General features: G+C 53.3%; 24 protein-coding genes and 1 riboswitch. Of the genes, 18 read left to right on the top strand and 6 right to left on the bottom strand.

The features are described from left to right. Positions 1 to 329 precede the first annotated feature (329 nt). Genes KNP60_RS08990 through KNP60_RS08980 form a run of 3 tightly spaced genes read left to right on the top strand, consistent with a single transcriptional unit; the run spans position 330 to position 2567 of the window. Positions 330 to 1772, top strand: a complete 1443-nt coding sequence (locus KNP60_RS08990; protein ID WP_214797317.1) for a leucyl aminopeptidase — start codon at positions 330 to 332, stop codon at positions 1770 to 1772. After that, positions 1769 to 1927, top strand: a complete 159-nt coding sequence (locus tag KNP60_RS08985; protein ID WP_161787546.1) for a hypothetical protein — start codon at positions 1769 to 1771, stop codon at positions 1925 to 1927. The genes KNP60_RS08990 and KNP60_RS08985 overlap by 4 nt, the downstream gene beginning before the upstream one ends. Then, complete coding sequence (locus KNP60_RS08980) at positions 1908 to 2567, top strand: DUF429 domain-containing protein (RefSeq protein WP_214711847.1); 660 nt, start codon at positions 1908 to 1910, stop codon at positions 2565 to 2567. Before KNP60_RS08985 ends, KNP60_RS08980 begins: the two co-directional genes overlap by 20 nt. A 4-nt stretch (positions 2568 to 2571) precedes the next feature. On the opposite strand, the gene ytvI is transcribed toward KNP60_RS08980, so the two are convergent. After that, entirely contained in the window at positions 2572 to 3699 is a 1128-nt protein-coding gene (gene ytvI / locus KNP60_RS08975) for a sporulation integral membrane protein YtvI (protein ID WP_214797316.1), read from the bottom strand. Between the two features lie 85 nt (positions 3700 to 3784). Here ytvI and KNP60_RS08970 point away from each other — a divergent pair, with 85 nt between their 5' ends. Together KNP60_RS08970 and KNP60_RS08965 are read left to right on the top strand one after the other, a co-directional pair. Beyond that, positions 3785 to 4573, top strand: a complete 789-nt coding sequence (locus tag KNP60_RS08970; RefSeq protein ID WP_034778353.1) for a MazG nucleotide pyrophosphohydrolase domain-containing protein — start codon at positions 3785 to 3787, stop codon at positions 4571 to 4573. 127 nt (positions 4574 to 4700) lie between these two features. Then, a complete protein-coding gene (locus KNP60_RS08965) occupies positions 4701 to 6842 on the top strand; it encodes an N-acetylmuramoyl-L-alanine amidase (protein ID WP_214797315.1) in 2142 nt (713 codons plus the stop codon). Positions 6843 to 6894: 52 nt separating this feature from the next. Here the strand turns inward: KNP60_RS08965 and KNP60_RS08960 are convergent, their stop codons facing one another. The 3 genes from KNP60_RS08960 to KNP60_RS08950 are packed head-to-tail and all read right to left on the bottom strand — an operon-like array spanning position 6895 to position 10695. Then, positions 6895 to 7935 carry a ribonucleotide-diphosphate reductase subunit beta gene (locus KNP60_RS08960; RefSeq protein ID WP_034778351.1) on the bottom strand — a complete coding sequence of 347 codons (1041 nt, stop codon included), beginning with the start codon at positions 7933 to 7935 and terminating at the stop codon, positions 6895 to 6897. After that, positions 7892 to 8398 carry a flavodoxin domain-containing protein gene (locus KNP60_RS08955; RefSeq protein WP_214797314.1) on the bottom strand — a complete coding sequence of 169 codons (507 nt, stop codon included), beginning with the start codon at positions 8396 to 8398 and terminating at the stop codon, positions 7892 to 7894. The genes KNP60_RS08960 and KNP60_RS08955 overlap by 44 nt, the downstream gene beginning before the upstream one ends. Before the next feature lie 29 nt (positions 8399 to 8427). After that, positions 8428 to 10695 (bottom strand): ribonucleoside-diphosphate reductase subunit alpha, encoded by a 2268-nt coding sequence (locus KNP60_RS08950; RefSeq protein WP_285800878.1) that lies wholly within the window; start codon positions 10693 to 10695, stop codon positions 8428 to 8430. Between the two features lie 508 nt (positions 10696 to 11203). On the opposite strand from KNP60_RS08950, the gene KNP60_RS08945 reads away from it, so the two are divergent. From KNP60_RS08945 to KNP60_RS08890, 12 genes are all read left to right on the top strand, one after another. Next, positions 11204 to 11437: a DUF1871 family protein gene (locus KNP60_RS08945; RefSeq protein WP_034778345.1), complete on the top strand. Its 234-nt coding sequence runs from the start codon at positions 11204 to 11206 to the stop codon at positions 11435 to 11437. 12 nt (positions 11438 to 11449) lie between these two features. Next, positions 11450 to 11698: a NifU N-terminal domain-containing protein gene (locus KNP60_RS08940; protein ID WP_214797312.1), complete on the top strand. Its 249-nt coding sequence runs from the start codon at positions 11450 to 11452 to the stop codon at positions 11696 to 11698. After that, positions 11695 to 12495 (top strand): glycosyltransferase family 2 protein, encoded by an 801-nt coding sequence (locus KNP60_RS08935; protein ID WP_214797311.1) that lies wholly within the window; start codon positions 11695 to 11697, stop codon positions 12493 to 12495. Before KNP60_RS08940 ends, KNP60_RS08935 begins: the two co-directional genes overlap by 4 nt. A 2-nt stretch (positions 12496 to 12497) precedes the next feature. Then, on the top strand, positions 12498 to 12992 hold the full coding sequence (locus KNP60_RS08930) for an Lrp/AsnC family transcriptional regulator (RefSeq protein ID WP_021065542.1): 495 nt from the start codon (positions 12498 to 12500) through the stop codon (positions 12990 to 12992). After that, positions 12989 to 14176: an aminotransferase gene (locus tag KNP60_RS08925; protein WP_214797310.1), complete on the top strand. Its 1188-nt coding sequence runs from the start codon at positions 12989 to 12991 to the stop codon at positions 14174 to 14176. Before KNP60_RS08930 ends, KNP60_RS08925 begins: the two co-directional genes overlap by 4 nt. A 68-nt stretch (positions 14177 to 14244) precedes the next feature. Next, entirely contained in the window at positions 14245 to 15480 is a 1236-nt protein-coding gene (locus tag KNP60_RS08920) for a lysine N(6)-hydroxylase/L-ornithine N(5)-oxygenase family protein (RefSeq protein WP_353048646.1), read from the top strand. Between the two features lie 194 nt (positions 15481 to 15674). Continuing rightward, positions 15675 to 16067: a S1 domain-containing post-transcriptional regulator GSP13 gene (yugI, locus tag KNP60_RS08915; protein ID WP_016509788.1), complete on the top strand. Its 393-nt coding sequence runs from the start codon at positions 15675 to 15677 to the stop codon at positions 16065 to 16067. A gap of 93 nt (positions 16068 to 16160) precedes the next feature. Next, positions 16161 to 17159 (top strand): Gfo/Idh/MocA family protein, encoded by a 999-nt coding sequence (locus tag KNP60_RS08910; protein ID WP_214797308.1) that lies wholly within the window; start codon positions 16161 to 16163, stop codon positions 17157 to 17159. Between the two features lie 68 nt (positions 17160 to 17227). Continuing rightward, positions 17228 to 18391 (top strand): iron-containing alcohol dehydrogenase, encoded by a 1164-nt coding sequence (locus KNP60_RS08905; RefSeq protein ID WP_034778331.1) that lies wholly within the window; start codon positions 17228 to 17230, stop codon positions 18389 to 18391. Positions 18392 to 18497: 106 nt separating this feature from the next. Then, positions 18498 to 19850, top strand: coding sequence for a glucose-6-phosphate isomerase (locus tag KNP60_RS08900; protein ID WP_034778329.1), 1353 nt, complete (start codon positions 18498 to 18500; stop codon positions 19848 to 19850). Between the two features lie 98 nt (positions 19851 to 19948). After that, complete coding sequence (gene ytkD / locus KNP60_RS08895; RefSeq protein WP_034778327.1) at positions 19949 to 20422, top strand: RNA deprotection pyrophosphohydrolase; 474 nt, start codon at positions 19949 to 19951, stop codon at positions 20420 to 20422. Then, entirely contained in the window at positions 20403 to 21164 is a 762-nt protein-coding gene (locus KNP60_RS08890) for an alpha/beta hydrolase family protein (protein WP_214797307.1), read from the top strand. Before ytkD ends, KNP60_RS08890 begins: the two co-directional genes overlap by 20 nt. Before the next feature lie 29 nt (positions 21165 to 21193). On the opposite strand, the gene pckA is transcribed toward KNP60_RS08890, so the two are convergent. After that, complete coding sequence (gene pckA, locus KNP60_RS08885; protein WP_034778322.1) at positions 21194 to 22765, bottom strand: phosphoenolpyruvate carboxykinase (ATP); 1572 nt, start codon at positions 22763 to 22765, stop codon at positions 21194 to 21196. Between the two features lie 314 nt (positions 22766 to 23079). Further along, positions 23080 to 23199: riboswitch (SAM riboswitch) on the top strand. Positions 23200 to 23329: 130 nt separating this feature from the next. On the opposite strand from pckA, the gene metK reads away from it, so the two are divergent. Then, positions 23330 to 24538, top strand: a complete 1209-nt coding sequence (metK, locus tag KNP60_RS08880) for a methionine adenosyltransferase (protein WP_138859148.1) — start codon at positions 23330 to 23332, stop codon at positions 24536 to 24538. Between the two features lie 41 nt (positions 24539 to 24579). On the opposite strand, the gene KNP60_RS08875 is transcribed toward metK, so the two are convergent. Further along, the gene (locus tag KNP60_RS08875; RefSeq protein WP_214797306.1) at positions 24580 to 25107 is read right to left on the bottom strand and encodes a hypothetical protein; all 528 of its coding nucleotides are present in this window, start codon (positions 25105 to 25107) and stop codon (positions 24580 to 24582) included. Between the last annotated feature and the right edge of the window lie 24 nt (positions 25108 to 25131).

Genomic DNA, 25131 nt, shown 5'->3' with positions numbered 1-25131 from the left:
AAGCGTAGTCCCTCTCTTCAAAGAAATAGTGGTTTCCAACGTTATCTCGTTAGTTCTTACCCGAAATGAAAAAGGAACTAACGAAAACCTGGAAGATTAAAGTAGCAACGGTCTACTACTAGGGGAAGCCTCGACCGAACAAAATGGCCTCGCCTCAACAGGGAGGGATGCCTGATTGCGTACTTTCTTATCCTATCATAAAATAAATCATCGTCACAACGAGGAGTTAACGCCTGAATTCGAAGATTTATTGACTCTTGCGCATACTGTTTCATTATTTGGCAGAAGTTCGTTATGCTAACCATATATAAAGAAGGGAAGTGGCAAACATGTATCAAGTGAAAGACTTAGATTGGAACGGGTCATATGACACGATCGTCGTGGGGATCGGCGCTGCCGACACGATTGAGGAAGGACTCGATTCGTTGTTTAATGGACGCGTCAAAGCATTGATTCAATCGGCGGATATTTCAACGAAAACAGGTGAAGTCTCCATCGTCCCGACGTTTGAGGGAACGGTTAAACGGATCCTATTCGTCGGTCTCGGACAACGGAACGAAAATACGGTTGAAAATGTGCGCAATTGGTTCGGGAAAGTCGCCAAACACATCAAAGCCCGTGCCTTCACGGACGTCGCGGTCGCCCTCGACACGTTCGGACCGAATACGGCGAAACTGTTTGCTGAAGCGTATGAGATGGCGACGTATGAGCATCCTACATACAAATCAGAGCCGAAACCGGCGAAACCGGACGTAACGATCACGTTGCTCGGAGCTGATGAAGAGGAAGAGGCGCTAGCAGGTGCAGCTTACGGACGTGGTGTGAATGTGGCGCGGTCGCTCACGATGATGCCAGCCAATATTTTGACGTCGGAAACGCTCGCGGACTATGCGGTCGAGTTGGCCGAACGTCACGGCTTTGAACATCGCATCATTGAGAAAGAAGAGATGGAAGGGCTCGGAATGGGCGCGCTTCTCGCCGTCAACCAAGGGTCGACGATCCCGCCGAAGTTGATCGTGCTCGAATATCGCGGAGCTGGAGACGAGACGCCTGTCGCTGTCGTCGGAAAAGGCATCACGTTTGATACGGGCGGTTACTCGATCAAGCCGAAAGACGGCATCGTCGGTATGAAAGGGGATATGGGCGGCGCCGCGACGGTACTCGGTTTATTCGAGACGCTCGCGACGACGAAACCGAACGTGAACGTCATCGGTGTCATCCCATCGACGGACAACATGATCTCAGGGGACGCATTCAAGCCGGACGATGTCATCACGGCGATGAACGGGAAGACGATTGAAGTGCTCAACACGGATGCAGAAGGTCGTCTCGTCCTCGCCGACGCCGTCACTTTTGCCAAGACGTATGAACCGCAAGCCATCATCGATGTGGCCACGCTCACGGGCGGTGTGCTCGTCGCGCTCGGTACGGAAGTGACTGGTTGCCTGACGAACGATGCGTCGCTCTACGGCGCCTTAGAAGCCGCGAGTCGTGACACGAACGAACTCGTCTGGCAGATGCCATACTTCGATGTCTTCATCAACCAAGTGCGTAAGTCGGAAGTCGCCGACTTGAACAACTCACCGGGCCGTTACGGTCATATGATTTTCGGCGGCGCTTTCGTCGGTGAGTTCGTCGGGGACACGCCTTGGCTCCATCTCGACATCGCCGGGACGAGCGAACGTTCGTCGGCGAGCGATCTCGGACCAAAAGGACCGACTGGCGTCATGGTGCGCACACTCGCGACGATGCTCGAAGGATGGAAACGTTGAAAATTGGATTTGTATTGATCGGTTTGGCCGTCGTCTCCGGTTTCGGATACACGGCTTGGCCAAGCCGTTGGTTGTTAGGAGTGACCGTCTTTTGCGCGGTGCTCGGAGTGTTGTTTTTGATGCAGGAGGGACGCCGTGGTCGGAGTAGGAATTGATGGCGCGCGCGGGGGCTGGGTACGAATCACGTACGACAGCATCTCGCTCTGTTTGACCATCTCAGAGAAGTTGGAAGATTTATTGATCGAAGGGGCCGTGCATTTTGTCGATATGCCGAAAGACTTAGGGTCGATCGACAAGCCGGACCGAACGTGTGACGCGTGGATGCGGTCACAACTAAAAGAGCGGAAGTCATCGATCTTCACACCACCGATTCAAGAAGTGGTAACAGAAGCATCGTATGAGACGGCCAACGCGAGAAGTCGCGAACTAGTCGGAAAAGGAATCAGCAAACAAGCGTGGAACCTTGTGCCGCGGATTCGAGAGTTTCAAACGATCGCTGAAACGGACGTCTATGAGTCACATCCGGAAGTGTGCTTCGCCGTCATGACCGGGAACGAGGCGCGTTTCAGCAAGAAGACCGAGGCGGGAGAGCTCGAACGAATCGAGTTGTTGCGCCGCTATTCAAAAAGCTCGCCCTGGAAGTGGAAGATGTCGAACGTACAAGTCGATGATATTATCGACGCCTGTATTTTGGCCGTGGCCGCCTATGAGGCGGGAACGACTGGGATGGTGACGCATCCTGACCAAACTGAAGGAGCGCCGTTCGTGGCGGTACCGAAGACAAAAGAGCGATGACGCGTCATCGCTCTTTTGGTGTCGTCGGCCCGAGGACGAATCTCCACATATAGTGAAACACTTGGGCGTTATAGAGCGCCTTGAGCAGAACGGCCAAGACCGGTCCTAAAATGAAACCGAGCACCCCGAACAGTTGCAAACCGACAAAAATCGAGATGAGGGCGGCGAGCGGGTCAAGTCCAATGTGAGAACCAACGATTTTCGGTTCAGCCAAGTTACGTTGGACGATGACGACGATATACAAGATGACGAGGCCGATGGCGAGGAACCAGTCGCCGCTCACAGCGGCATAGGCGGCCCATGGCAATAACAGCGTCCCGACGCCGAGGTACGGCAACAAGTCGAAGATGGCCGCTAAAAGAGCGAAAGAGAATGGATTGTCGACCCGCAGGATGAACATGCCGACAAGGACGATCCCGAACGTGATGGAGATAAGCGTCAATTGGGCCCGGACGTAACCGAACAGCGCCGAGCGCAAATTGGTCATGACCAGTTCAAATTCCTTGAAGCCTTTTCGCTCATTCAAGCGCGCGATGGACCGCATGTAGACGTTCCAGTCTTTCGTGATGAAGAACCAGGCGAGCACGATGACGATGAACAAGAGCAAGACGAGCGGTAAGGCGCTGAGGATATTTTGCAGTAAACCGGCGACCCCTCGTGACAAGACGCCGATCGCTGCTCCGAGCTGGACCCCGATCTCGGTGATCCCGCCTTCGAGCGAGTTCGTCTGTCCCGGATTGAGCCGCTGGACGCTGTCATACGCATCATTGACGAACGGGGCAATTTTTTCGTTGAACATGCGTTGTATGTATTCGGTGAACGTTTCAATCTGGTCGGGAAGTTTCTCGGCGGCGATCGTCAAGTAACGGATGAGTTGAGTCACCACGATGGCAATCACACCGCTGACGACACTCATGACGATCAACAAGGAAGCGAGCGTCCCAAGAGCCCGGGGCAATTTGGTCTCGCGCTCGAACCAATTGACGAGCGGGACGGTCAACAAGGATAACAAGAAGGCGAACACGAAAGGATACGTGTACGTAAAGAGGACGCTCAGTCCCCAAATGACGAAGACGAGCCCGATAATGACGAGCAGGAAACGAAGTAACTGCCAAAGCCTGGCTGGCGACACGACACATGGCCCCTTTCCTAACGATTGGATTGAGCATAGTATACCACGCAACCGGTAAATATAGAGGATGGATAGGTGATTAAACATGAAGGAATTACAACGACGAATCGATCGGATGATTATTCATTTAGGCGGCTACTGGCGGCCGCTGTCGGGGTTGGCCCGGCTGTTAGAAGAAGTGGGCGAAGTTGGCGGCGCGCTCTATGCCGACGACCGAGTCGCCCTGCGTGAAGAGCTGATGGACGTCTTCGTTATTTCGACGTGTCTGGCGAATCAATATGCCATCACCCTCACGAATCAAACGACAGACCGTGACGAGACGAAAGAAGAACGTAGCTACTACCGCCTCGTGCGCGAGGCGGGGGAAGTTGGCCGCATATTAAATGCCTACGAAGGCGATAAAAAATTGAAGGCGTCCGCGACGCCGGGATCGTTGCAACGACACATCGAGGCCGTTCAACAGGCGGTCATGGAACTTGCCGACATGAATGGATTTGACCTATTCGCGGAGATCGCCTCGTTGATCGAAGACAAGTCGTCCCGAGACTTCGGACGCTTCGACCATACCCCCGACCCGATTACGGAAGATTCGGTCCGCACGTATCGTTCTTATGTGGAAGGACGGTACTGGGGCGGGGTGAAGGCTAAACCTTTCGAAGAAGTGAGCCGATATAGAGAGCGGGAAGGGCACTTGGCGCGGTTTTTAAAGATCGCCGAAGTCGAGGGACTCGATGGGTTTGTCATTCGACAACCTGAGCCGCCTTTCCAAATCGATCGCTCCATCGAGACTGATTTGCAACTAGCGGCCCCTTTCGCCGTCGAGATCGAGCGACATGGCACTGATACGTTTTGGATTGTGCGAAAACAAGGGTAAAAACATTCACCTTTTTTGGAAAAAGTATTCATCATTTTTTCAAATATTTACTTTTTCAATAAAAGCAATGTGCTACTATGAAGGTGTTGTCAGTCGCGATGTGCGTATGAAGAAAGGAATATTTTGGATGAATATGAAGCTTTTTAAACTTGCCCTCATCATGACCGTTGTCTTGTTTTCAATCCAAATACCCGCGGTGGAAGCCGCTACTTTGGACGGAGAGACGACAGTAAACTTGAACGTTCGCTCTGCACCAAGTACGAGCGGAAAATTGATACAAACGCTAAAAAAGGGAACAAAAGTAAAATATGTAATTTATAACAAATCGTGGAGTAAGATATATTTAAACGATCGAACGTACTATGCTTCCGCCCAGTACATCAAGCGAATCCCGTCCCAATCCACGACGGTCACGAAGCAAGCTGCCACTTCGACGGGTGTGACGACCGTCAACTTGAACATCCGTGTGTCGGCGCATAGCAAGGCGACCGTGTACCGGACGCTTAAAAAAGGCACGACCGTTCAATATGCCGTACATAACTCGTCTTGGGCGAAAGTGTACTTGAACGGGAAGACGTATTATGCGGCCAAGGCATATATTGCCCCGAAAGCCGTCGCATCGACACCAGCCCGTGAAACAGGCTATACGAACCGTGATTTGAAGTTGTTTGGCGAACGGAATCAGCGTTCGTCGGTGTTGAAGGTATTGCCGGCCAAGTCAGCGGTCGTCTCGAGCAAATATAACTCGAGCTGGTCGGTTGTCTACGTTGGCAGTAGCACATATTATACGCCGACGGCATGGATCACGCCGGGAACGTTGAAACCGAGCGCGGCAAAAGTAAACGGTCATGCCAACCGTGAGTTGAAGTTGTTTGGCGAGCGCAATCAGCGTTCGAAAGTGTTGAAAGTATTGCCGGTCACGACGGAAGTCGTCTCGAGCAAATATAACTCAAGCTGGTCGGTCGTCTATGTCGGAAGCGAAACGTATTATGCGCCGACGGCTTGGATTACGCCTGGGGCACCGACGATGCCTCCGCCGACGACGAAACCGCCAGTCGTAAAAGTCGATGGTCATGCCAACCGCGAGTTGAAACTGTTCGGCGCGCGCAACCAACGTTCGACGGTGTTGAAAGTGTTGCCGGCCAAGTCGGCGGTCGTCTCGAGCAAATATAACTCGAGTTGGTCGATCGTCTACATCGGCAGCAAAACGTATTACACGCCGACGGCATGGATCACACCTGGAGCGCCGCCGGTAACGAAACCGCCGACGACGAAACCGCCGGTCATTCAAAAAGTAACAGGATATGCGAACCGAAATGCCAACCTGTTCAAGAAGACGCTTCAATCATCACCGGTCGCTCGTGTGTTGCCGAAGTATACGCCGGTGACGTACAGCAAACATAACTCGAGCTGGTCGGTCGTCTATATCGGGTCGGACACGTTCTATACCCCGACAGCTTGGTTGTCGGCCGGGAAGGCCCCGGACGCCCCTGCGGCGACGCCTAAAGGGAAAGTGTACACGAACACACCAGGGGACGTCTTGAACGTCCGGGCGAGCGCCTCGGCGAGCTCGACGATTCTCGGCCGACTCGCTCATGGCACTCAAGTCGACCATTACGGCTCGACGAACGGCTTTTATAAAATCAAGTACAACGGTCGCGACGGCTACATCTCGACGGCTTACGCGATGACGCTCAAGCCGAGCGCGACGAGCAACGCCGTCATCGTCCTCGATGCGGGCCATGGAGGCGGTGACCCGGGAGCGGTGAATGGATCGCTCTATGAGAAGGCGATCGTTCTCGATGTGACAAAACGAGTCGAGGCGTATCTTCGTTCGAAGTATGACTACCAAGTCCGGTTGACGCGCTCGACGGATGTCTACTTGACGCTTGACCAACGCGTTCAGACGGCAAAAACGCTTCGCGGCAACTTGTTCGTCAGCTTGCACACGAATGCTGCGACGACTCAGTATGCTAAAGGTGTCGAGACGTTCTATTCGTCTTATTCAGCCCACAGTTCGAAGAGCCGTGTGCTGGCGACGAACATTCAATCCAATTTGATGGGCAAGATGTCCGGGATGACGAACCGCGGTGTGAAGACGGCGAACTATTATGTGATTCGTTATAATACGATGCCATCGGCCCTCGTCGAACTCGGTTTCATCTCTTCGCCGCAAGACGTCACCCATTTACGGAGCAACGCCTCACGCCAACGGATGGCGGAAGGTGTCGCTGAAGGGATCGCTCAGTACGTACGCGCTTATCATTAAATTTCATCCATTAAAAACGCCCCGACTCACGATGAGTCGGGGCATTTTGTGCTTATAGGTCGTCGAAGCCGTTGGCGTCGGTGACTTTTGCGTACGAGCGTGACTTCTGTTCGAAGAAGTCGGATTTCGTGGCATTCAATGAATCGTCTGAGTACGCACGAATCCACGGCATGACGTCTTCGTTGAACCCTTCATACAGATCGTTCAAGCCGATGACGCGGAGGCGCTTGTTGGCGAGGTATTTGACGTAATCGCGCATCTCGCTGACGTCGAGCCCGTCGAGGTCGCGAAGGACGTATTCGCACCATTCGACTTCGAGGTCGACGGCTTCCGCCATCGTGTCATAGACGAACTGGCTGAAGCTGCCGTCGGCGTCGATCTCCGGGTTTTCCGTCAAGACGGCCCGGAGCAACTGGCTGACGAAATACGAGTGTTGCATCTCGTCACGCTGGATGTAGCTGATCATCGTCGACGTGCCGACCATCTTCTGGTGACGGGCCAAGTTGTAGAAGTAGGCGAAACCGGAATAGAAGTTGATGCCTTCGAGAATAATCGAGGCGACGAGCGACTTGGCGAACGTCTCGGCCGTCTGGTCGGCCCGGAAGTCCTCGTATAAGTCTAAGATGAACTGATTCCGTTTCATGACCATCTCGTCGTCCTTGGCGATATCGAAGATGCGATTTTGCTCGCTGAGCGGGACGAGGCTCGAGAGGACGTAGCTATATGATTGGTTATGGACGACTTCTTGTTGAGCGATGACGGCGAGCACGGCGTGCACCGACGAGTCTGATGAGAACATCGATGACTCGAGGATATAGCGTGTCTGTACCGAGTCGAGGATCGACAACAACCCGATGATCCGTTTGAAGGCGTCTTGTTCACGCTCGCTCAACTGCGGCCATTGCTGCATGTCTTTCGACATCGAGATCTCATCCGGGATCCAGAAGTTTGAGAGCAGTTGTTTATAGATGGTGTAAAACTGCGGATAGGCGATGTCGTTCCAATTGACGATGGAACTCGTCTCGCCCCCGATAATGGCAGTCGCCCGGTTAGGATGTTTGGGCGACAGTAGTTTGATCTTTTGAATGGTCATGGACATATACTCCTTCTTCGGTGTTTCTAGCCAACCGTTCGGCCCAGTGACGGACGTTGTACGGTTGATTGCGCGGTGACTGCTCGATTTTCAATGTCTCACCGGCGAGGGGAATTCCGTATTTCGAAAGGTGGTAGGCCATCTCGTCGACCGCTCGGCAGAAGTGGACGAACATCTTGTCACCTGTCCCAAACACGGCGGCTTGGCGAAGCGGCACATTAAGTTCTTTCAAGACGAGACGGAACGTATCTTTCATCTCGTTCGGCAAGACGCCGTCCGCCCACGTATACGACCCGAAGTAAACGAGGTCGTACGTGGCGAGTGATTGGGCTTCGCGATGGCCAATGCGGTCCGCTTCATATAGGGCGACACGGTCGCCCCGATGGACGTGGGTCGCCTGAATCAGCTCGGCGACCTCTTCTGTATTCCCGCTCATCGAACTATAGACGATTGCGACGTTCATGGTTGGTCCCACCTTTCTGTTACGTGACGTTACGAAGCACACGATTCACATTCGTCGACTTCAACAGTCGTCGAACGCGTGTAGTAAATTGATTTCATTCCGAGTGACCAGGCCTCGAGATGCATCGAGAGGAGCTCGGTCGCTTTCACGTCATTTTTGACGTAAAGGTTGAAGCTGATCGCTTGGTCGATGTGACGCTGGCGGGCCGCGTTTTGACGGATGCTCCAGAGTTGGTCGACTTCGAACGCTGATTTATAGAACCAGTTCGTCTCCGGGTTGAGGTCAGGGACCGTCACCGGGATCTTATAGTTTTTCTTCTCTTCCGAGTAGACCTTCTTATAGACCGGATCGATAGAAGCCGTGCTACCCGCGATGATCGCTGTCGACGAGTTCGGTGCGACCGCCATCATGTAGGCGTTGCGGACACCGTTTTGATGAACCGCTTCCGCGAGGCCGTCCCAATCGAGTTCATCGTGTGAGCGGTAGTTACGGCGTTTGAAGTACTCACCCGTATGCCACTCCGATCCTTCAAAGACGCCGAATGCGCCTTTTTCTTTGGCTAATTCCATTGACGCTTGAATCGTAAGGTAAGCAATCTTCTCATACAGCTTTTCCGCGTACTGGACGGCATCGACCGATTCCCAACGGATGCCTTCGAGGGCGAGCAGGTGATGCCAACCGAACGTTCCGAGTCCGACGGCGCGGTATTTCTGGTTCGTGATCATCGCTTGTGGCACTTCAATCGTGTTCAAGTCGATGACGTTGTCGAGCATCCGCATTTGAATCGGGATGAGTCGCTCGAGGACGTCCGATTTGACGGCTCGGGCGAGGGCGATTGAGCTCAAGTTACAGACGACGAAGTCACCAGGTGTCTTCGTGATGACGATTTTTCCGTCTTCCGTGTACTCTTCATCGATTGTCGTCGGCGACATGTTTTGCGCGATCTCTGAGCAGAGGTTCGAGCTGTAAATCATGCCCGCGTGTTTGTTCGGGTTGGCACGGTTCACGGCGTCGCGGAAAAACATGTAAGGCGTTCCTGTCTCGAGCTGTGAGCGCATGTACCGTTTGACGAGGTCGATGGCCGGTACCGTTACGCGCGAAAGCTCCGGCGTATTGACGCACGCTAAGTATTTCTCGGTGAACGAACCGCCATTTTCCGTCTCATCGTAGAAGTCTTCAAGGCTGAAGCCCATGACCGTACGTATTTCGTGTGGGTCGAACAAGTGCCAGTCGCCACGTGCTTCGACCGTACGCATGAACAAGTCGGGCAAGCAGACGCCTGTGAACAAGTCGTGAGTCCGAAGGCGCTCGTCCCCGTTGTTCAATTTCGCATCGAGGAACTCAAAAATGTCCTTATGCCAAATGTCGAGGTAGACGGCAATCGAGCCTTGGCGCATGCCGAGCTGGTCGACCGAGACGGCCGTGTTGTTCAGTTGCTTCATCCAAGGGAGCGCGCCGCTCGAGACGCCTTTGAAGCCTTTGATGTCGCTGCCGCGTGAGCGGATTTTGCCAAGATAGACGCCGATTCCGCCGCCGCCTTTCGAGAGCGTGGCCACATCTGTGTTCGAGTCGTAGATGCCGCGGAGCGAGTCGTCGACCGTGTCGATGAAACATGAGCTGAGCTGCCCGTACGATTTCCCGGCGTTCGAGAGCGTCGGTGTAGCAACCGTCATATAGAGGTTCGATAATGCCCAATACGCTTCTTCGACGAGTTTCACACGTTGGTCAGCGTTCTCTTTTTGCATGAGCGTCATGGCGATGACCATGAACCGCTCTTGCGGCAACTCGTACAAGTTTTTGACGTGGTCGCGGCCGAGGTAACGGTCTGCTAACGTCCGGAGACCGATGTAGGTGAACATGCGGTCACGTGACGGGTCAATCAACGTCTCCAAGTAGGCGATGTCTTCTTTCGAGTACGTATCGAGTAGTGCCGAGGTGAAGATGCCTTTTGTCGTGAGCGTCTCAATCATTGGATAGAGAGCGCCGTAACGCATCGAGGCGTCATAACCGCGGTTACGGGCCGCTTCTAAATAGAGGCGGTTTAAGTACATTTCTGTGGCGACGAACGTCCAGTCCGGCTCTTCGGCCTTCAACATATCGAGGGCGTGCATCGTCAAGAGTTCATATACTACATCTTGTGTCAGTGTCTTTCCTTCGAGCGCCCGGACGGCTCGTTCTTCGTATCGTTCGACACTAAGCTGTGGGTAGCGTTGTTTTAATGATTGGATCAATGTCGAGACGTCAGTAAGTGTTGGCGCAGCAGCCAACATATTCTCGTGATGGATAGGGGATGTCAAAACGATCACTCCTTCTTCGGATGTAGATATTATAAAGGTATAGCGGAACTTGTCCGATTCGACGTCAATGATGGATGAACGTGATAAATATCCGTTAACTATATATTGACGTTTTATTGTCTTTTTAATCATAAATCACCTATATTTAGTTTTGCAATCTTGACATTCGGCAAACTGTCGACGCCTAGATTACTTTTACTCAAAAACGGCGCTATCATCCGATTTGAGATGGGATATGAGATAGAAAAAAATTAAATTGACGTTTGCGTGAGAACGCGTGCAATTTTATGTAAGCGGTCAATCATGAACCGGATGTCCAAATAAACGATAAATTCATTGGATTTCGTCCTATCTTCTATTCAATTTACGATTTGAGCGATTACTATATATAGTGACGACTGCTTTTTCAAAACGAGGGAAATTCGAACGCTCACTAGCATCGAACTGAAAAGTGAGGTAGATTGAGGGAGTACGATTTGAAATCAAGGTAAAAAGAAGGGTTTAACAAATGAGAGCAGAAGACTTATTATTAGCATGGGACCCACTCGGTTACGGGCTTGGGTCGTATGGACCAGAGTTTGACGATATCGCCTTGGCGCTCATTCACGTCGATTCGATCGATCAATTGGATGACGTGATTCGACAGATCTTAACAGACGCTTTTGGCGACTGTCCAAGTGAACCAGAAACACGGGCCATGGCGGCACGACTACTCGCGTCTTCAGAATCTTGTCAACTATAAGGGGGAACCACGATGTTACGTATCGATCCAACACCGAATCCAAATGCAATGAAAATTACACTTCCTGAGAACGTCTTCGGCGCGAAAAGCCAAAGCGTGAAAGCCGGCGAAGAGACGGACCAACCGCTTCTCGCGAAACTCGTCGGCATCGAAGGCGTCGAGAGCGTATTCGCCTATGGCGATTTCGTCACGGTATCGAAAGAAAACGGCGTCAGCTGGGAAGCCATCTTGCCGCACGTCGAAACTGCTTACCGCGGATGAACCCGCTCGTTTCCATCGTCATCCCGGTCCATTCGCGGGAGACGGAACTGACGGAACTGCTCGAATGTCTGGTCGTCCAGACGTTCGGGGAGTTTGAAGTACTTGTGATCAATAATGACGGGCCGCCAAAACAGCATCTTTTGGCGCCTTTTTTGAATCGATTATCGATTCGATATATCGAGCTTGGCGAGAATCATCACGTCAAAGCCCGCAATCGCGGCGTACAGGAAGCGAGCGGCGACTATATCCTGTTGCTCGACGATGATGATTTGCTCATGCCGACCCATATCGAACAAGCGCTCGAGGACATCCGTTCGGCCGACCTCGTCTTCACGGACGCGGAACTGTTCCGCTTTACGTGGGAAGATGGGCGCCGTCGCGTCACCGACTGGGAGGCATTCGCCTACGCCCTCGATTTGGAACGACTTCGCCAAGACTCGACGTTTATCCCGTCCGGTACGCTCTATCGAAAACAGCTCCACGAGACGATTGGATCGTTCGACGAGGACGTTTATAACTACTGGGATTGGGATTTCATTCTACGTGTCAGTGAGGTCGGGACGATTCGTCATCCGGCCCGCGCGACGGTGCTCTATGCGTTCAATGGCACGGATAATCTGTCGGCCAAACAAGATGAGACGCGTCGTCGTTACTTTGATCGGTTCTGTCACAAGCACGGCCTCGTCGATATGGAGATGAAAAACTTCCATATCGTCCAAGCCGAACGACGGGACTATGTGAGACAGACAGAGAGAACGTTCACAGGGGCGTTCCCCGGTAGAACGGAAGGAGAATAACTATGTATACATCGAAAGAACTAGAATTGCTCGAGCTGCTCGAAGAGAAAGGCTACCTCGAGACGAAACTGTTGGCGAACTTGCTCGCGACCGACGAGGCGACTGTCGAGGCGATGCTCGAAAAGTTCAAGGCGGACGGCATCTTGCTCGGCTTCCGGGCGATGGTCAACTGGCAAAAAATCAATCGCCACGATGTCACGGCGTTCATCGACGTCAAAGTCACTCCGAAACGGGGTCGTGGTTTCGATGAGGTCGCGGAACGCATTTATCGCTTCCCGGAAGTGACGGCACTCTATTTGATGTCAGGGGCTTACGACCTGCAAGTCGTCATTCGGGCGAACTCGCTTCAAGACGTCGCGTCGTTCGTTTCGGACAAATTGTCACCGCTTGACTCGGTCGTCTCGACGACGACGCACTTCAAATTGAAGACGTATAAGCATGATGGCATTTTATTCACCCCACAAGTCGAAGACAAACGGTTGAATATTACGCCATGAAGTCACTATCCCAACAAGTCGTCTCAATGAAGCCGTCCGGCATTCGCCGATTCTTCGATTTGGCGCAAACGATGGAAAACGTCGTCTCTCTCGGGGTGGGAGAGCCGGATTTCATCACGCCGTGGAACGTGCGCGAGGCGAGCTATGCGGCGCTCGAGCAAGGCTACACGGCCTATAGCGCGAACGCCGGTCTCCTCGAGTTACGTCAAGAAATCGCTGGTTACATGGAGGACCGGTTCGGGGCGACATATGACCCGTCCACGGAACTGATCGTCACGACGGGCGCGTCGCAGGCGCTCGATATCGCCTTCCGGGCTCTCCTCAACCCGGGTGACGAGGTCATCGTCGTTGAACCGGCTTTCGTCTCGTACGGGCCGCTCATCGAGCTCGCCGGCGGGACGGTCGTCCCGGTCGCCTGTCGTCCGGAGAACGGGTTCCGTCTGAACCGGGAAGACGTCGAAGCGGCGATCACGGAGCGCACGAAAGCGATGCTCCTCTGCTTCCCGTCAAACCCGACCGGAGCGACGATGACGGGTGAAGAACTCACCGAGATCGCGGAACTCGCGACGAAACATGACCTTTGGGTCGTCAGTGATGAAATTTATGCCGAACTGTCATATGACGAGCCGTTCACAAGCTTTGCGACGCTTCATGATATGCGCGAGCGGACAATCGTCGTCAACGGGTTCTCGAAGGCGTTCGCGATGACAGGCTGGCGGCTCGGGTTCACATGTGCGCCGGAAGTCGTGACACGGGAGATGCTCAAAGTTCATCAGTACGGCATGATGTGTGCCCCGACGCTCGTTCAGTTCGGCGGTCTCGAGGCACTGAAGAGCCGCGACCAGCATGTACCGAAGATGGTGAAGAGCTATCGGCAGCGTCGTAACTACTTCATCCAGGCCCTCAATGATGCCGGGTTACCGACGCACGTACCGGGTGGGGCGTTCTACGCCTTCCCATCGATTCGCCATACCGGATTGACGAGCGAAGAGTTCGCCGAGCGTCTCTTGCTCGAGGAACGGGTCGCGGTCGTGCCGGGCAACGCCTTCGGGGAGAGCGGTGAAGGCTTCGTCCGGGCTAGTTACGCGACGTCGGTCGAACAATTACAAGAAGCGATTCGTCGCATCGATCGGTTCATGAAACAGTTCGAAGTGACGACGACAGTGACAGACTCTCAGCGATGAGGGTCTGTTTTACGTTTTAGTGGTATAATAGATGGGAAAAGACGAGCGAGGTGAGGTCATTGGAACGAGTGGATTTTGTAGCAATCGGATGTGGCCCGTACAATCTCGGCTTGATGGCGCTCAGCGAATCGACCAAATTGACGGGGATATGTTTTGAAGAGCGGGCCGACTTCAATTGGCATGAAGGAATGTTGCTCGAAGCGGCGACGATGCAGACGCATTATTTATATGACCTTGTGACGCTCGCTGACCCGACGAGCCGGCACAGTTATTTGAACTACTTGAAGCAGGCGGGCCGACTGCAGACGTTCATCGTCCAAGAGAGCCCGACGATTCCCCGGACAGAGTTCAATCGCTATTTGCAGGCGATCGCTGCCTCGCTCGACACAATCAAGTTCTCGCACCGGGTCGTCGACGTCCGTCCGGCACAGGAAGGCTTCCTCGTCACGGTCGCGACGCCTAAAGGCGAAGAGACGCTATCGTCGCGACACGTCGTCATCGGGACCGGGGCCGAACCGCTCATCCCAGAGGCGTTCCAAGACGTCATCCATACGAGCTCGTATCGAATGGAGCGGGAACGATTGCTTGAAAAGGACCGCATCGTCGTCATCGGCAGCGGGCAGAGCGCGGCGGAGGTGTATCTCGATTTATTGAGTCGATCCGATAAAACGCGGCAACAAATCGATTGGGTGACGCGCTCGGACGTGTTCGAGTCGCTCGAGAGCGGCAAACTCGGGGAAGAGATCTTCAGCTTGTCGTATATCGAGTATTTCAATCGATTACCGTACGCGGAACGTGAGCAGCTTGGGAAGTCGTTCGAACGATTCCGCAATGGCGTCAATCCGGACACGCTCCGTGCCATCTATGGGGCGTTATATCATCGGACGGCGGACGGGACGGACCAAGCGACGAACTTGTGTACCCAAATCGAAATCGAGCGCGTATCGCACTCATCGAGCTATATGGTCGAAGGGACTCAGCAGCATAGCGGTGAATCGTTCACGAACGAATATGATGCGGTCGTGGCGGCGACTGGGTATCGACCGCGGATTCCGGAGTGGGTCGAACGTTTTGACATCGAATGGGAAGCGGAACGACTATGGCGCGTCAACAACCTCTATCAAATCGCGACGGAGACTCGGTTGACCGGCAATCTGTTCACCCATACGAACTTGGAACATTCGCACGGGCCGGCGGCAACGAATTTAGGGATGGCCGTATATCGGAACGCGATTATATTGAATGAGATGGTAGGGGAGACGGTGTTTGAGGTGGCCGCACAGCGACCGTTTACAAGCTTTTGAACAAAAAAAGGGCTAGGCGTTAGCCTAGCGGAATCAGGGGGGAATACTTGAAGTCTTGCTTGATTTGTATTTACCCGACCCGTCGACTTTGAAACACGAAAATAATCTCAAATAATCTTTTTTACTAATTTGTACACTTTATCGAAAAAAGTATGTTATAGTAAGTTGATGAATTTAGCATAGGAGTGTTTGTAATGGCAAAATACGAAAAAGATCAAGTTTTAAAAGGTAAAGTAACAGGAATCCAACCTTTCGGTGCGTTCGTCGCACTCGACGACGAGACTCAAGGTCTTGTCCACATCTCTGAAATCTCACACGACTACGTGAAAGACGTGAACGAGTACGTTCAAGTCGGTCAAGAAGTTGAAGTGAAGATTCTTGATGTTGATGAAGCATCTAAGAAAATCAAGCTTTCAATGAAAGCGACACAAGAAGCTCCAAAACGCGAGAAGTCGGCTAAGCCAGCTCGTCGTGGCGCACCACGCCGCAACGAAGCTTCAAACTTCAAGCAAGAAGAAGCTCCAGGATTCACTGTCCTCAAGGACAAGCTCGAAGACTGGATCAAAAACACGAACTTCAAGAAGTAAGTGATTGAGACGACCTGCCATGTGCAGGTCGTCTTTTTTTGTACAGGAAATGTCCCGCTCGTTCACGAACAGTACAGAAAAGGAGTGAGGACCATGAGAATCGGAATCATCGGTACGGGTGGAATTGCCAAGACTGCCCATATCCCGCAATACATCGCGGCAGGGGCCGACGTCGTCGCCGTCATGAATCGGACGCGAGAGCGCGGGGAAGCGGTGGCTGAACAGTTTGGAATCGAACGGGTGTACGAGACGGTCGAAGAGATGCTCGTCACAGAACAACTCGATGCGGTCAGTGTATGTACGCCGAACGCGCTCCACAAAGCGCAAGTCATCGCCGCACTCGAGGCAGGATGCCACGTCCTTTGTGAGAAGCCGCCGGCCATCTCGGCCCGTGAGGCGAACGAGATGCTAGAAGCGGCCCGGAAGGCAGAGCGGACGCTGCATTACGGATTCCATTATCGGCACCGGTCGGACACACAACTATTGAAACGGATGATCGATGCCGGGGAACTCGGTCACGTTTATGCGGCGACGGCCCTTGCCCTGCGGCGTCGTGGCATCCCGGGATGGGGCGTGTTCACGGATAAGGAACTGCAAGGAGGCGGTGCACTGCTCGATATCGGGGTACATATGCTCGACCTCGCCTTGTATTTGATGGATTATCCGAAGCCTGTCGATGTGATCGGTCACGTCGGTCAATACCTCGGCACACGGCCTGGTGTCGGGCTGATGGGTGATTGGGACGCGGAGGCGTTCTCGGTCGAAGACACGGCCCGGGCGATGGTCACGTTCGACAACGGAGCATCTTTGTTTTTAGACGCGAGTTTCATGGCCAATGTCGAGGCGGCTGACATGATGCGGGTCGAACTACGGGGCACGATGGGCGGGGCTTCGCTCTTTCCACTCCAACTCCATACGGAAGAGCATGGCGCCTTATTCGATAAAACACCGGCCCATCTGACGCTCGAAGATCCGTACGCCAGTCAGATTCGCACGTTCCTTGAGGCTTGTCGGCACGAGCCATCGTACCTGCAAGCGGAACAGGCGGTGACGCTCCATACGATCATCGACCGTATCTACGCTCAGGCCTGATTGCTTTTCAATCATAAAAAACAGGGTATATAGTGTAGGTGTTACATATTTTCGAAGGAGGATGAAACATGCACAACTTTGAATACAAGAACCCGACGAAACTTATTTTCGGGACACATCAGATTGAAAAACTCGCGAGCGAGTTGAAGGCGCTTGACGCCAAGAAAGTGATGCTCGTCTATGGAGGCGGGAGCATCAAGAAGAACGGCACGTACGATGAAGTCGTGGCGGAACTGAACAACGCCTCGATCGATTTCGTCGACTTCTCAGGCGTCGAACCGAACCCGCGCATCGAGACGGTACGTCGTGCCGTCAAACAAGCGCGTGAAGAAAACATCGACGCATTGCTCGCGGTCGGCGGCGGCTCGGTCATCGATTGCACGAAACTCATCTCGGCGGCCATCCCGTATGAAGGCGACGCTTGGGACATCGTGCTCCGTGACCACATCCCGACGGAAGCGATCCCGTTCGGTACGGTGCTCACGCTCGCGGCGACCGGTTCTGAGATGAACTCAGGTTCGGTCATCACGAACTGGGAGACACAAGAGAAGTACGGCTGGGGTCACCCGCTCGTCTATCCGACGTTCTCGATCCTCGACCCACGTTACACGGTATCAGTGCCAAAAGACCAAACGATTTACGGCATCGTCGACATGATGAGCCACTGTTTCGAGCAGTACTTCCACCCGAACCATGCGCCGGTTCAAGAGCGGATGACGGAAGGCGTGTTGAAAGCGGTCGTCGAATCGGCACCGAAACTCGTCGACGATTTAGAAAATGTCGACTTGCGCGCCATCATCTTGTTCTCAGGTACGATCGCCTTGAACGGTGTGCTCCAAATGGGTGCCTCGGGCGACTGGGCATCGCACAACATCGAACATGCGGTCTCGGCTGTCCATGACATCCCGCATGCAGGCGGACTCGCGATCCTGTTCCCGCGCTGGATGGAACATGTACTCGATGAAGACAATGCAGCACGTTTCGCACGCTTAGGCACAGAAGTGTTCAACGTCGAACCGGCTGACACGGATTTGGAAACGGCGAAGCGTACGATTGCAGCCGTTCGTGCCTTCTTCGATGAGCTCGGCGCGCCAAGCTCGCTCCGTGACTATGACATCGACGAGTCGACGTTCGACGCCATCTTGGATTCGGCGATGAAACGCGGGGCGTTCGGTCGCTTCCGCACACTCGAACGTGAAGACGTGGCAGCGATTCTTGAGTTGAGCAAATAAGGCGATTTGATGCCTATTTTGCAATAATGATTGAACGAATCCGACGTTTCCGTTTATGATGGGTCATGTATGGCTCTTCAAGGAGCGATTTAAAGGAGGAAATGACATGTCAACTGTACGTTTCGATTATTCAAACGCCCTGTCTTTCGTCGGGGAACATGAAGTCGATCAATTGCAAGAAACCGTGAAAGCAATGCATTCGGTCATCCATGACCGCAGCGGGGCAGGTAGCGATTTCCTTGGGTGGGTCGACCTCCCAACAAACTACGATACGGATGAGTTTGCCCGCATCAAAGCGGCCGCGGAACGAATCCGTGAGAACTCGGACGTCCTCGTCGTCGTCGGGATCGGTGGATCATACCTCGGCGCACGCGCGGCCATCGAGATGCTTCAACATTCATTCTTCAACGTATTGTCAAAAGAAGAGCGCAACGCGCCACAAGTCTTCTTCGCCGGTCACAACATCTCGTCTACTTATTTGACGGAGTTGCTCCAGGTGCTCGAAGGCAAAGACGTCTCGGTCAACGTCATCTCGAAATCGGGTACGACGACAGAGCCGGCGATCGCGTTCCGTGTCTTGAAACAGTTCATGGAAGACAAGTATGGTCAAGACGGTGCTCGTGAGCGCATCTATGCGACGACAGACCGTGCCCGTGGCGCCTTGAAGACGCTTGCGGATGCGGAAGGCTACGAGACGTTCGTCATCCCGGATGACGTCGGAGGCCGCTTCTCGGTCCTCACACCGGTCGGACTCCTTCCAATCGCTGCGGCAGGCATCGATATCGACGCCCTCATGGAAGGTGCACGCGACGCACAAAACGCCTATTCGTCACCAGAGCTCTCTGAGAACGAGGCGTACCAATATGCGGTCGTCCGTAACGCCTTGTATGCGAAAGGCAAGTCGATCGAGTTGCTCGTCAACTACGAACCGGCCTTGCACTACGTGTCGGAGTGGTGGAAACAGCTTTACGGCGAATCAGAAGGAAAAGACAACAAAGGGATCTTCCCGGCGGCTGTCGACTTCTCAACCGACCTCCACTCGATGGGACAATACATCCAAGAAGGTCGTCGTGACTTGTTCGAGACGGTCATCCGTGTCACGAACGTCCGTCACGCGATGAACGTGCCAGAAGACGCGCAAGACCTCGACGGCTTGAACTTCCTCGCTGGCGAAACGATTCAATTCGTGAACGACAAAGCGGCTGAAGGAACACTCCTTGCCCACACGGACGGAGAAGTACCGAACCTCGTTGTCGAATTGCCAGAGATGACGCCGTACCACCTCGGTTACTTGTTCTACTTCTTCGAGAAGGCATGCGCGATGAGCGGATACATTCTCGGGGTGAACCCGTTCAACCAACCGGGCGTCGAAGCGTATAAAGCGAACATGTTCGCGTTGCTTGGAAAACCAGGTTACGAAGAACAAAAAGCTGAGCTTGAAAAGCGCTTGAACCAATAATTTTGAGTAGGTCCGCTCTGGCGGGCCTATTTTTTTGTTTGAAACTGGGGGAAGACAAGGTAAAGTGAGAGTAGACAGGGGAAAGAAAGGGATGGACTATGTTGACATTCACGGACTACTATCACAATAAAGTCGAGTTGAGCTTTGCGCACTATCCATTTTCGGATACACCGCTCCACGTCTGGGTCGTCGCTCGCTACGAGAATCAATGGGTGCTGACGAAGCATAAGCAACGCGGACTCGAGTTCCCGGGTGGAAAAGTTGAGCCCGGCGAACATGAGGACGATGCCGCGATTCGGGAAGTGTATGAAGAGACGGGTGGTGTCGTGAAGACGCTGCACTATCTCGGACAATACCGCGTGCTCGGGCGCGGGGACACGGTCATCAAAAATATTTACTTCGCCGAGATCGAGCGCTTCGATGACCATCCGGCCGTCGATGAGACCGACGGCGCCGTGCTCATGAAGGAACTGCCAACGAATCTGCTCCGAAACAACCGGTACAGTTTCATGATGAAAGACCGGGTGCTCCCGGAAACGATGAAGGTGTTACATGAAAAACGAATGGTTTGACCGGATCGAGGTCCTCCCTCCATATGCCGGTTATGCGGTCCACCGTGGCTGGTACGCGACGCGCGATGGTGAGGATGTCGTCGCCTATACGATCACGCCGACGCGACCGAACGGGCACGTCCTGTTTTATTTGCGCGGCGGAACAGGACGCATCGGGGACGTGCGCTTGCCCCGGTTGATGCAGTTCGCGGCCAAAGGCTTCCACGTCGTGGCGCCTGTTTACCGTGGTAACCATGGGGGGAGCGGGAAAGAAGACTTCGGCGGGGCCGATTTAGAGGATGTCTTGTCCCTCTATGATCGCGTCCATCGAACGGACACGCTCATTCATGCCCTTGGCTTCTCGCGCGGGGGCATGATGGCGTTGTCGCTCGCCGCGGAGCGGCCGCTCACGTCCGTGACGTCATGGGCGGGTGTCACCAATTTGGAATGGACGTACGAAGAGCAACGCTCGATGCGGAAAATGCTCCGCCGTATGACCGGGGGTGACCCGGAAGCGGCTCGTGAGGCGTATGTGGAGCGTTCACCCCTCTACAAGGACTGGGAGGCCCCGACGTTATTGATTCACGGGACAGACGACGAGCAAGTGCGGCTCCGCCATGCGACAGCCGTGGCCGAACGGATGGGGGGGCGGGCCGAACTTTGGATCGTCCCGTTCGCTCATCAACTCCCGTTTTGGGAAAAGTGGAAGACGACCGATGAGGCGATGGACTGGATGTTAGCCGTCGCACCAAAAAATGACTAGCGCCTGAACCAGGCGCTAGTCATTTTTTATTACACGATGATTGGGCCGGCCGCGACGACCGCCTCACTCGCTTTCGTGAATCGTTTGAAGTTGTCTTGGAACTTACGGGCGAGCGCTGCCGCCTCGGCGTCGTAGCGGGCCCCGTCTTTCCATGTGCCCCGTGGGTTGAGCACGTCGTCTGGCACCCCGTCGATGTGGCGTGGGATCTCGACGTTGAAGATGTCATGGCGCGTCGTCTCGACGTCACGGAGTTTCCCGTTGACGGCCGCGTTCACCATCGCCCGTGTATAGGCGAGCTTCATCCGCGATCCTTCGCCGTAAGCTCCGCCGGTCCAACCGGTATTGACGAGATAGACGTCGACGTCATGTTTCTCGATCAACGTGCCGAGCATGTCGGCGTAGCGTTCCGGTGCGAGCGGCAAGAACGGTGACCCAAAACATGTCGAGAAGGTCGCCTGCGGCTCCGTCACGCCGCGCTCCGTGCCGGCTAGCTTCGACGTATAGCCTGACAAGAAGTGATACATCGCCTGCTCCTTCGTCAATTTGCTGATTGGAGGCAGGACGCCGTACGCGTCTGCCGTCAAGAAGACGATCGTGTTCGGATGCCCGGCTCGTGACGGAAGCATCGCGTTATCGATAAATTGAATCGGGTAGGCGGCCCGTGTGTTCTCAGTGAGTGAGATGTTCTTGTAGTCTGGCGCCCGTTCCTCGTCCAAGACGACGTTCTCGATCAACGAGCCAAATCGAATGGCATCGTAGATTTGAGGTTCGTTCTCACGCGACAAGTTGATCGTCTTCGCGTAGCAACCGCCTTCAATGTTGAAGACGCCGTCAGGAGACCAACCATGCTCGTCGTCCCCGATTAAATGACGTTCTGTGTCGGCCGATAGCGTCGTCTTTCCGGTACCCGATAGCCCGAAGAAGAGAGCCGTCTCGCCGGCGTCCGATACGTTCGCCGAGCAATGCATCGACAAGACGTGCTGTTCCGGTAACAGGAAGTTCATGACTGAGAAAATCGATTTTTTAATTTCGCCGCCGTATTCTGTTCCCCCGATCAGAATGGTCCGTTTGGCGAATGAGACGAGAATGAACGTTTCGGAGTTCGTCCCGTCGACTTCCGGATCGGCCTTATAGCTCGGTGCATAGATGACCGTGAACGGATCAAAGGCACCTTGTGTCGGCCATTCGCGCAAGAACAACTGTTTCGCGAACAAGTTGTGCCACGCGTATTCTGTGATGGCCCGGACCGGGAGCGTATAATGCTCGTCAGCCCCGGCAGACGCCTCGAGATAATAGAGCTTGTCTTTCGTCTCGAGATGCGTGAGCACTTTATCGAGCAGTGCCGTGAACTTCTCTTCTGCGATCGGTTGGTTGACCGGACCCCAGTCTACTAAATGATTGCTGACTTCATCTTGCACGACGAATTTGTCTTTCGGTGACCGTCCTGTGAATTTACCTGTACTGACCGATAAAGCCCCGTCTTTCGTCAGTACGCCTTCCCCGTTGCGAATGGCTTCTTCCACCAATTCTGGAACCGTTAAGTTCCGCATCATGTCGGCACCTTTAATTAATTCTTCGATTTTCAGGAGCGTTGTCGCCATCCTGAATCCCACCTTTCCCCTAAATAGATGTGGATGAAATCCGCATACTTCCGCGTTTAATTAGTATGACGTTTTTATTATATGTGACATACTAATCAAAAACAAGCCTTTTTTACCCTTTAAAGTAAGCGCTTTCTTACACTGTCATTCTAACATATTCTGTACCAGGTCATAGTACAAAATCGAAAACCGACAAAAAAATGTTTGATATTTCACAAACATAACTATTGCGAGTTCGTGAAAAGTTTTACGAATTCAGTCGATACGCTTGACAGAACGGGGTGTCATTTATATGATGGTCTTCGTAACGGATACTCTTATTCTGAGCGGTGGAGGGAACAAGGCCCTACGAAGCCCAGCAACCGTCCGATTTGTCATTGTTATTCGGAAAAGGTGCTATCCTGAAGCGAAGCGCAAGCTTCGAACGATAAGAGGGTAAGGAAGAACGATTCAACCTTTCCCATTGAACATGGCGAAAGGTTTTTTTCATTACCGTCCCAAAGCAACGCGTAAGGGGAACGAGTACCGTCCACACATCACCCTTATTATAGGAGGTTTTTCGAAATGGCAAACTTGAACCGTCGACTTTTCACTTCGGAGTCCGTCACGGAAGGACATCCGGATAAAATTTGTGACCAAATCTCAGATGCGATTTTGGATGCGATTTTAGCTGAAGATCCAAACGCCCGCGTTGCGGCTGAGACATCTGTCACGACAGGTCTCGTGCTCGTAGCAGGTGAGATCACAACATCAACTTACGTGGATATCCCGAAAGTTGTTCGTGAAACAGTTCGTGAGATCGGCTACACACGTGCAAAATATGGTTTTGATGCAGAGACTTGTGCTGTCCTCACATCGATTGATGAGCAATCGGTAGACATCGCCCAAGGTGTCGACCAAGCGCTTGAAGCTCGTGAAGGACAAATGACTGAAGAAGAAATCGATGCGATCGGCGCTGGTGACCAAGGTCTCATGTTCGGTTACGCAACAAAAGAGACACCAGAACTCATGCCGCTCCCGATTTCACTCGCACACAAATTGTCACGTCGTTTGGCAGAAGTTCGTAAGAACGGCACGCTCGCTTACCTTCGTCCTGATGGTAAGACACAAGTGACGGTCGAATACGACGAAGCGAACAACCCAGTTCGCATCGACACAATCGTCATCTCGACACAACACGCCGAAGACATCACACTCGAACAAATCCAAGCTGATTTGAAAGAGCACGTCATCGACGCGGTCATCCCGTCTGAACTCATCGACGCGGATACAAAATACTTCATCAACCCGACTGGCCGTTTCGTCATCGGTGGACCACAAGGGGATGCAGGCCTTACAGGACGTAAGATCATCGTCGATACGTACGGTGGTTACGCTCGCCACGGCGGCGGCGCGTTCTCAGGTAAAGATCCAACCAAAGTTGACCGTTCAGCGGCGTACGCGGCTCGTTACGTAGCGAAAAACCTCGTTGCAGCGGGACTTGCTGACAAAGCAGAAGTTCAACTTGCTTACGCGATCGGCGTTGCCCACCCGGTATCGATCGCAGTCGACACGTTCGGCACAGGTAAATTGAGCGAGACTGAGCTCGTCGAACTCGTTCGCGAGAACTTCGACCTCCGTCCGGCCGGCATCATCAAGATGCTCGACCTTCGCCGTCCAATCTACAAGCAGACAGCAGCTTACGGCCACTTCGGTCGTACAGACGTTGAACTCCCATGGGAGCAAACGGATAAAGCGGCAGTGCTTGAAGAAGGCGCGAAACGCTTCGCATAAGACAGTAAAAACGACCTTTCTCAGCGAAAGGTCGTTTTTTGTTAGGCTTGTGTTTTGTTGTCATTCGATGATTCGTTATTGCTTGATGACGTGTCGGATGAAGTTTCTTGCCCGAGCGCCGTATCTTTCGCATCGACAACTTTCTCGCCGATCGATTGAAGATCTGACTTCGCTTCTTGCGCCGTGCCGACGACTTTGTTCACGTCTTCTTTGACCGTGTCGACTTCACCAGCGACTTTCTCGTATACGTTTTGAACGTCAGTGGCAACTTCTTGGATGATTCCAGAAGCCGATTTCACTTGGTCAATGACTTGTGAGGCCTTGCCGGCTGGGTCTTGTTTGACTGTATCGACGAGACCGCCGACCGACGATTTCGCGCTCGAGAACGATTGTTTCGTGTTCTCACGGTTCGACGTGCTAAGTAAGGCGAGCAGACCGCCGACGAGGGCGCCGAGGAGCATCCCGGTCACGACGGTGATTTTAGGGCCACCTGCATTTGTTTGGTCAAACTGACGATTTGGATTGTTGGCTTGCTCTAGTTTTGGATCATGTTGTAGTTTCGGTTCCATAGTAACACTCCTTTTTGTAAGTTG

Origin of the sequence: Exiguobacterium sp. s5, from assembly GCF_018618075.1 — a bacterium.
GTDB classification, from domain to species: domain Bacteria; phylum Bacillota; class Bacilli; order Exiguobacteriales; family Exiguobacteriaceae; genus Exiguobacterium; species Exiguobacterium mexicanum_A.
This window is presented reverse-complemented; position numbering and strand designations above follow the sequence as displayed.

Coding starts and splice junctions, on each gene's coding strand:
- KNP60_RS08890 (WP_214797307.1), top strand. CDS start 20,403: ATGAAAAACGAATGGTTTGACCGGATCGAGGTCCTCCCTCCATATGCC.
- KNP60_RS08930 (WP_021065542.1), top strand. CDS start 12,498: ATGTATACATCGAAAGAACTAGAATTGCTCGAGCTGCTCGAAGAGAAA.
- KNP60_RS08875 (WP_214797306.1), bottom strand. CDS start 25,107: ATGGAACCGAAACTACAACATGATCCAAAACTAGAGCAAGCCAACAAT.
- ytkD (WP_034778327.1), top strand. CDS start 19,949: ATGTTGACATTCACGGACTACTATCACAATAAAGTCGAGTTGAGCTTT.
- KNP60_RS08990 (WP_214797317.1), top strand. CDS start 330: ATGTATCAAGTGAAAGACTTAGATTGGAACGGGTCATATGACACGATC.
- KNP60_RS08900 (WP_034778329.1), top strand. CDS start 18,498: ATGTCAACTGTACGTTTCGATTATTCAAACGCCCTGTCTTTCGTCGGG.
- KNP60_RS08965 (WP_214797315.1), top strand. CDS start 4,701: ATGAATATGAAGCTTTTTAAACTTGCCCTCATCATGACCGTTGTCTTG.
- pckA (WP_034778322.1), bottom strand. CDS start 22,765: ATGGCGACAACGCTCCTGAAAATCGAAGAATTAATTAAAGGTGCCGAC.
- KNP60_RS08935 (WP_214797311.1), top strand. CDS start 11,695: ATGAACCCGCTCGTTTCCATCGTCATCCCGGTCCATTCGCGGGAGACG.
- KNP60_RS08945 (WP_034778345.1), top strand. CDS start 11,204: ATGAGAGCAGAAGACTTATTATTAGCATGGGACCCACTCGGTTACGGG.
- metK (WP_138859148.1), top strand. CDS start 23,330: ATGGCAAACTTGAACCGTCGACTTTTCACTTCGGAGTCCGTCACGGAA.
- KNP60_RS08960 (WP_034778351.1), bottom strand. CDS start 7,935: ATGACCATTCAAAAGATCAAACTACTGTCGCCCAAACATCCTAACCGG.
- KNP60_RS08970 (WP_034778353.1), top strand. CDS start 3,785: ATGAAGGAATTACAACGACGAATCGATCGGATGATTATTCATTTAGGC.
- KNP60_RS08955 (WP_214797314.1), bottom strand. CDS start 8,398: ATGAACGTCGCAATCGTCTATAGTTCGATGAGCGGGAATACAGAAGAG.
- yugI (WP_016509788.1), top strand. CDS start 15,675: ATGGCAAAATACGAAAAAGATCAAGTTTTAAAAGGTAAAGTAACAGGA.
- KNP60_RS08905 (WP_034778331.1), top strand. CDS start 17,228: ATGCACAACTTTGAATACAAGAACCCGACGAAACTTATTTTCGGGACA.
- KNP60_RS08925 (WP_214797310.1), top strand. CDS start 12,989: ATGAAGTCACTATCCCAACAAGTCGTCTCAATGAAGCCGTCCGGCATT.
- KNP60_RS08940 (WP_214797312.1), top strand. CDS start 11,450: ATGTTACGTATCGATCCAACACCGAATCCAAATGCAATGAAAATTACA.
- KNP60_RS08910 (WP_214797308.1), top strand. CDS start 16,161: ATGAGAATCGGAATCATCGGTACGGGTGGAATTGCCAAGACTGCCCAT.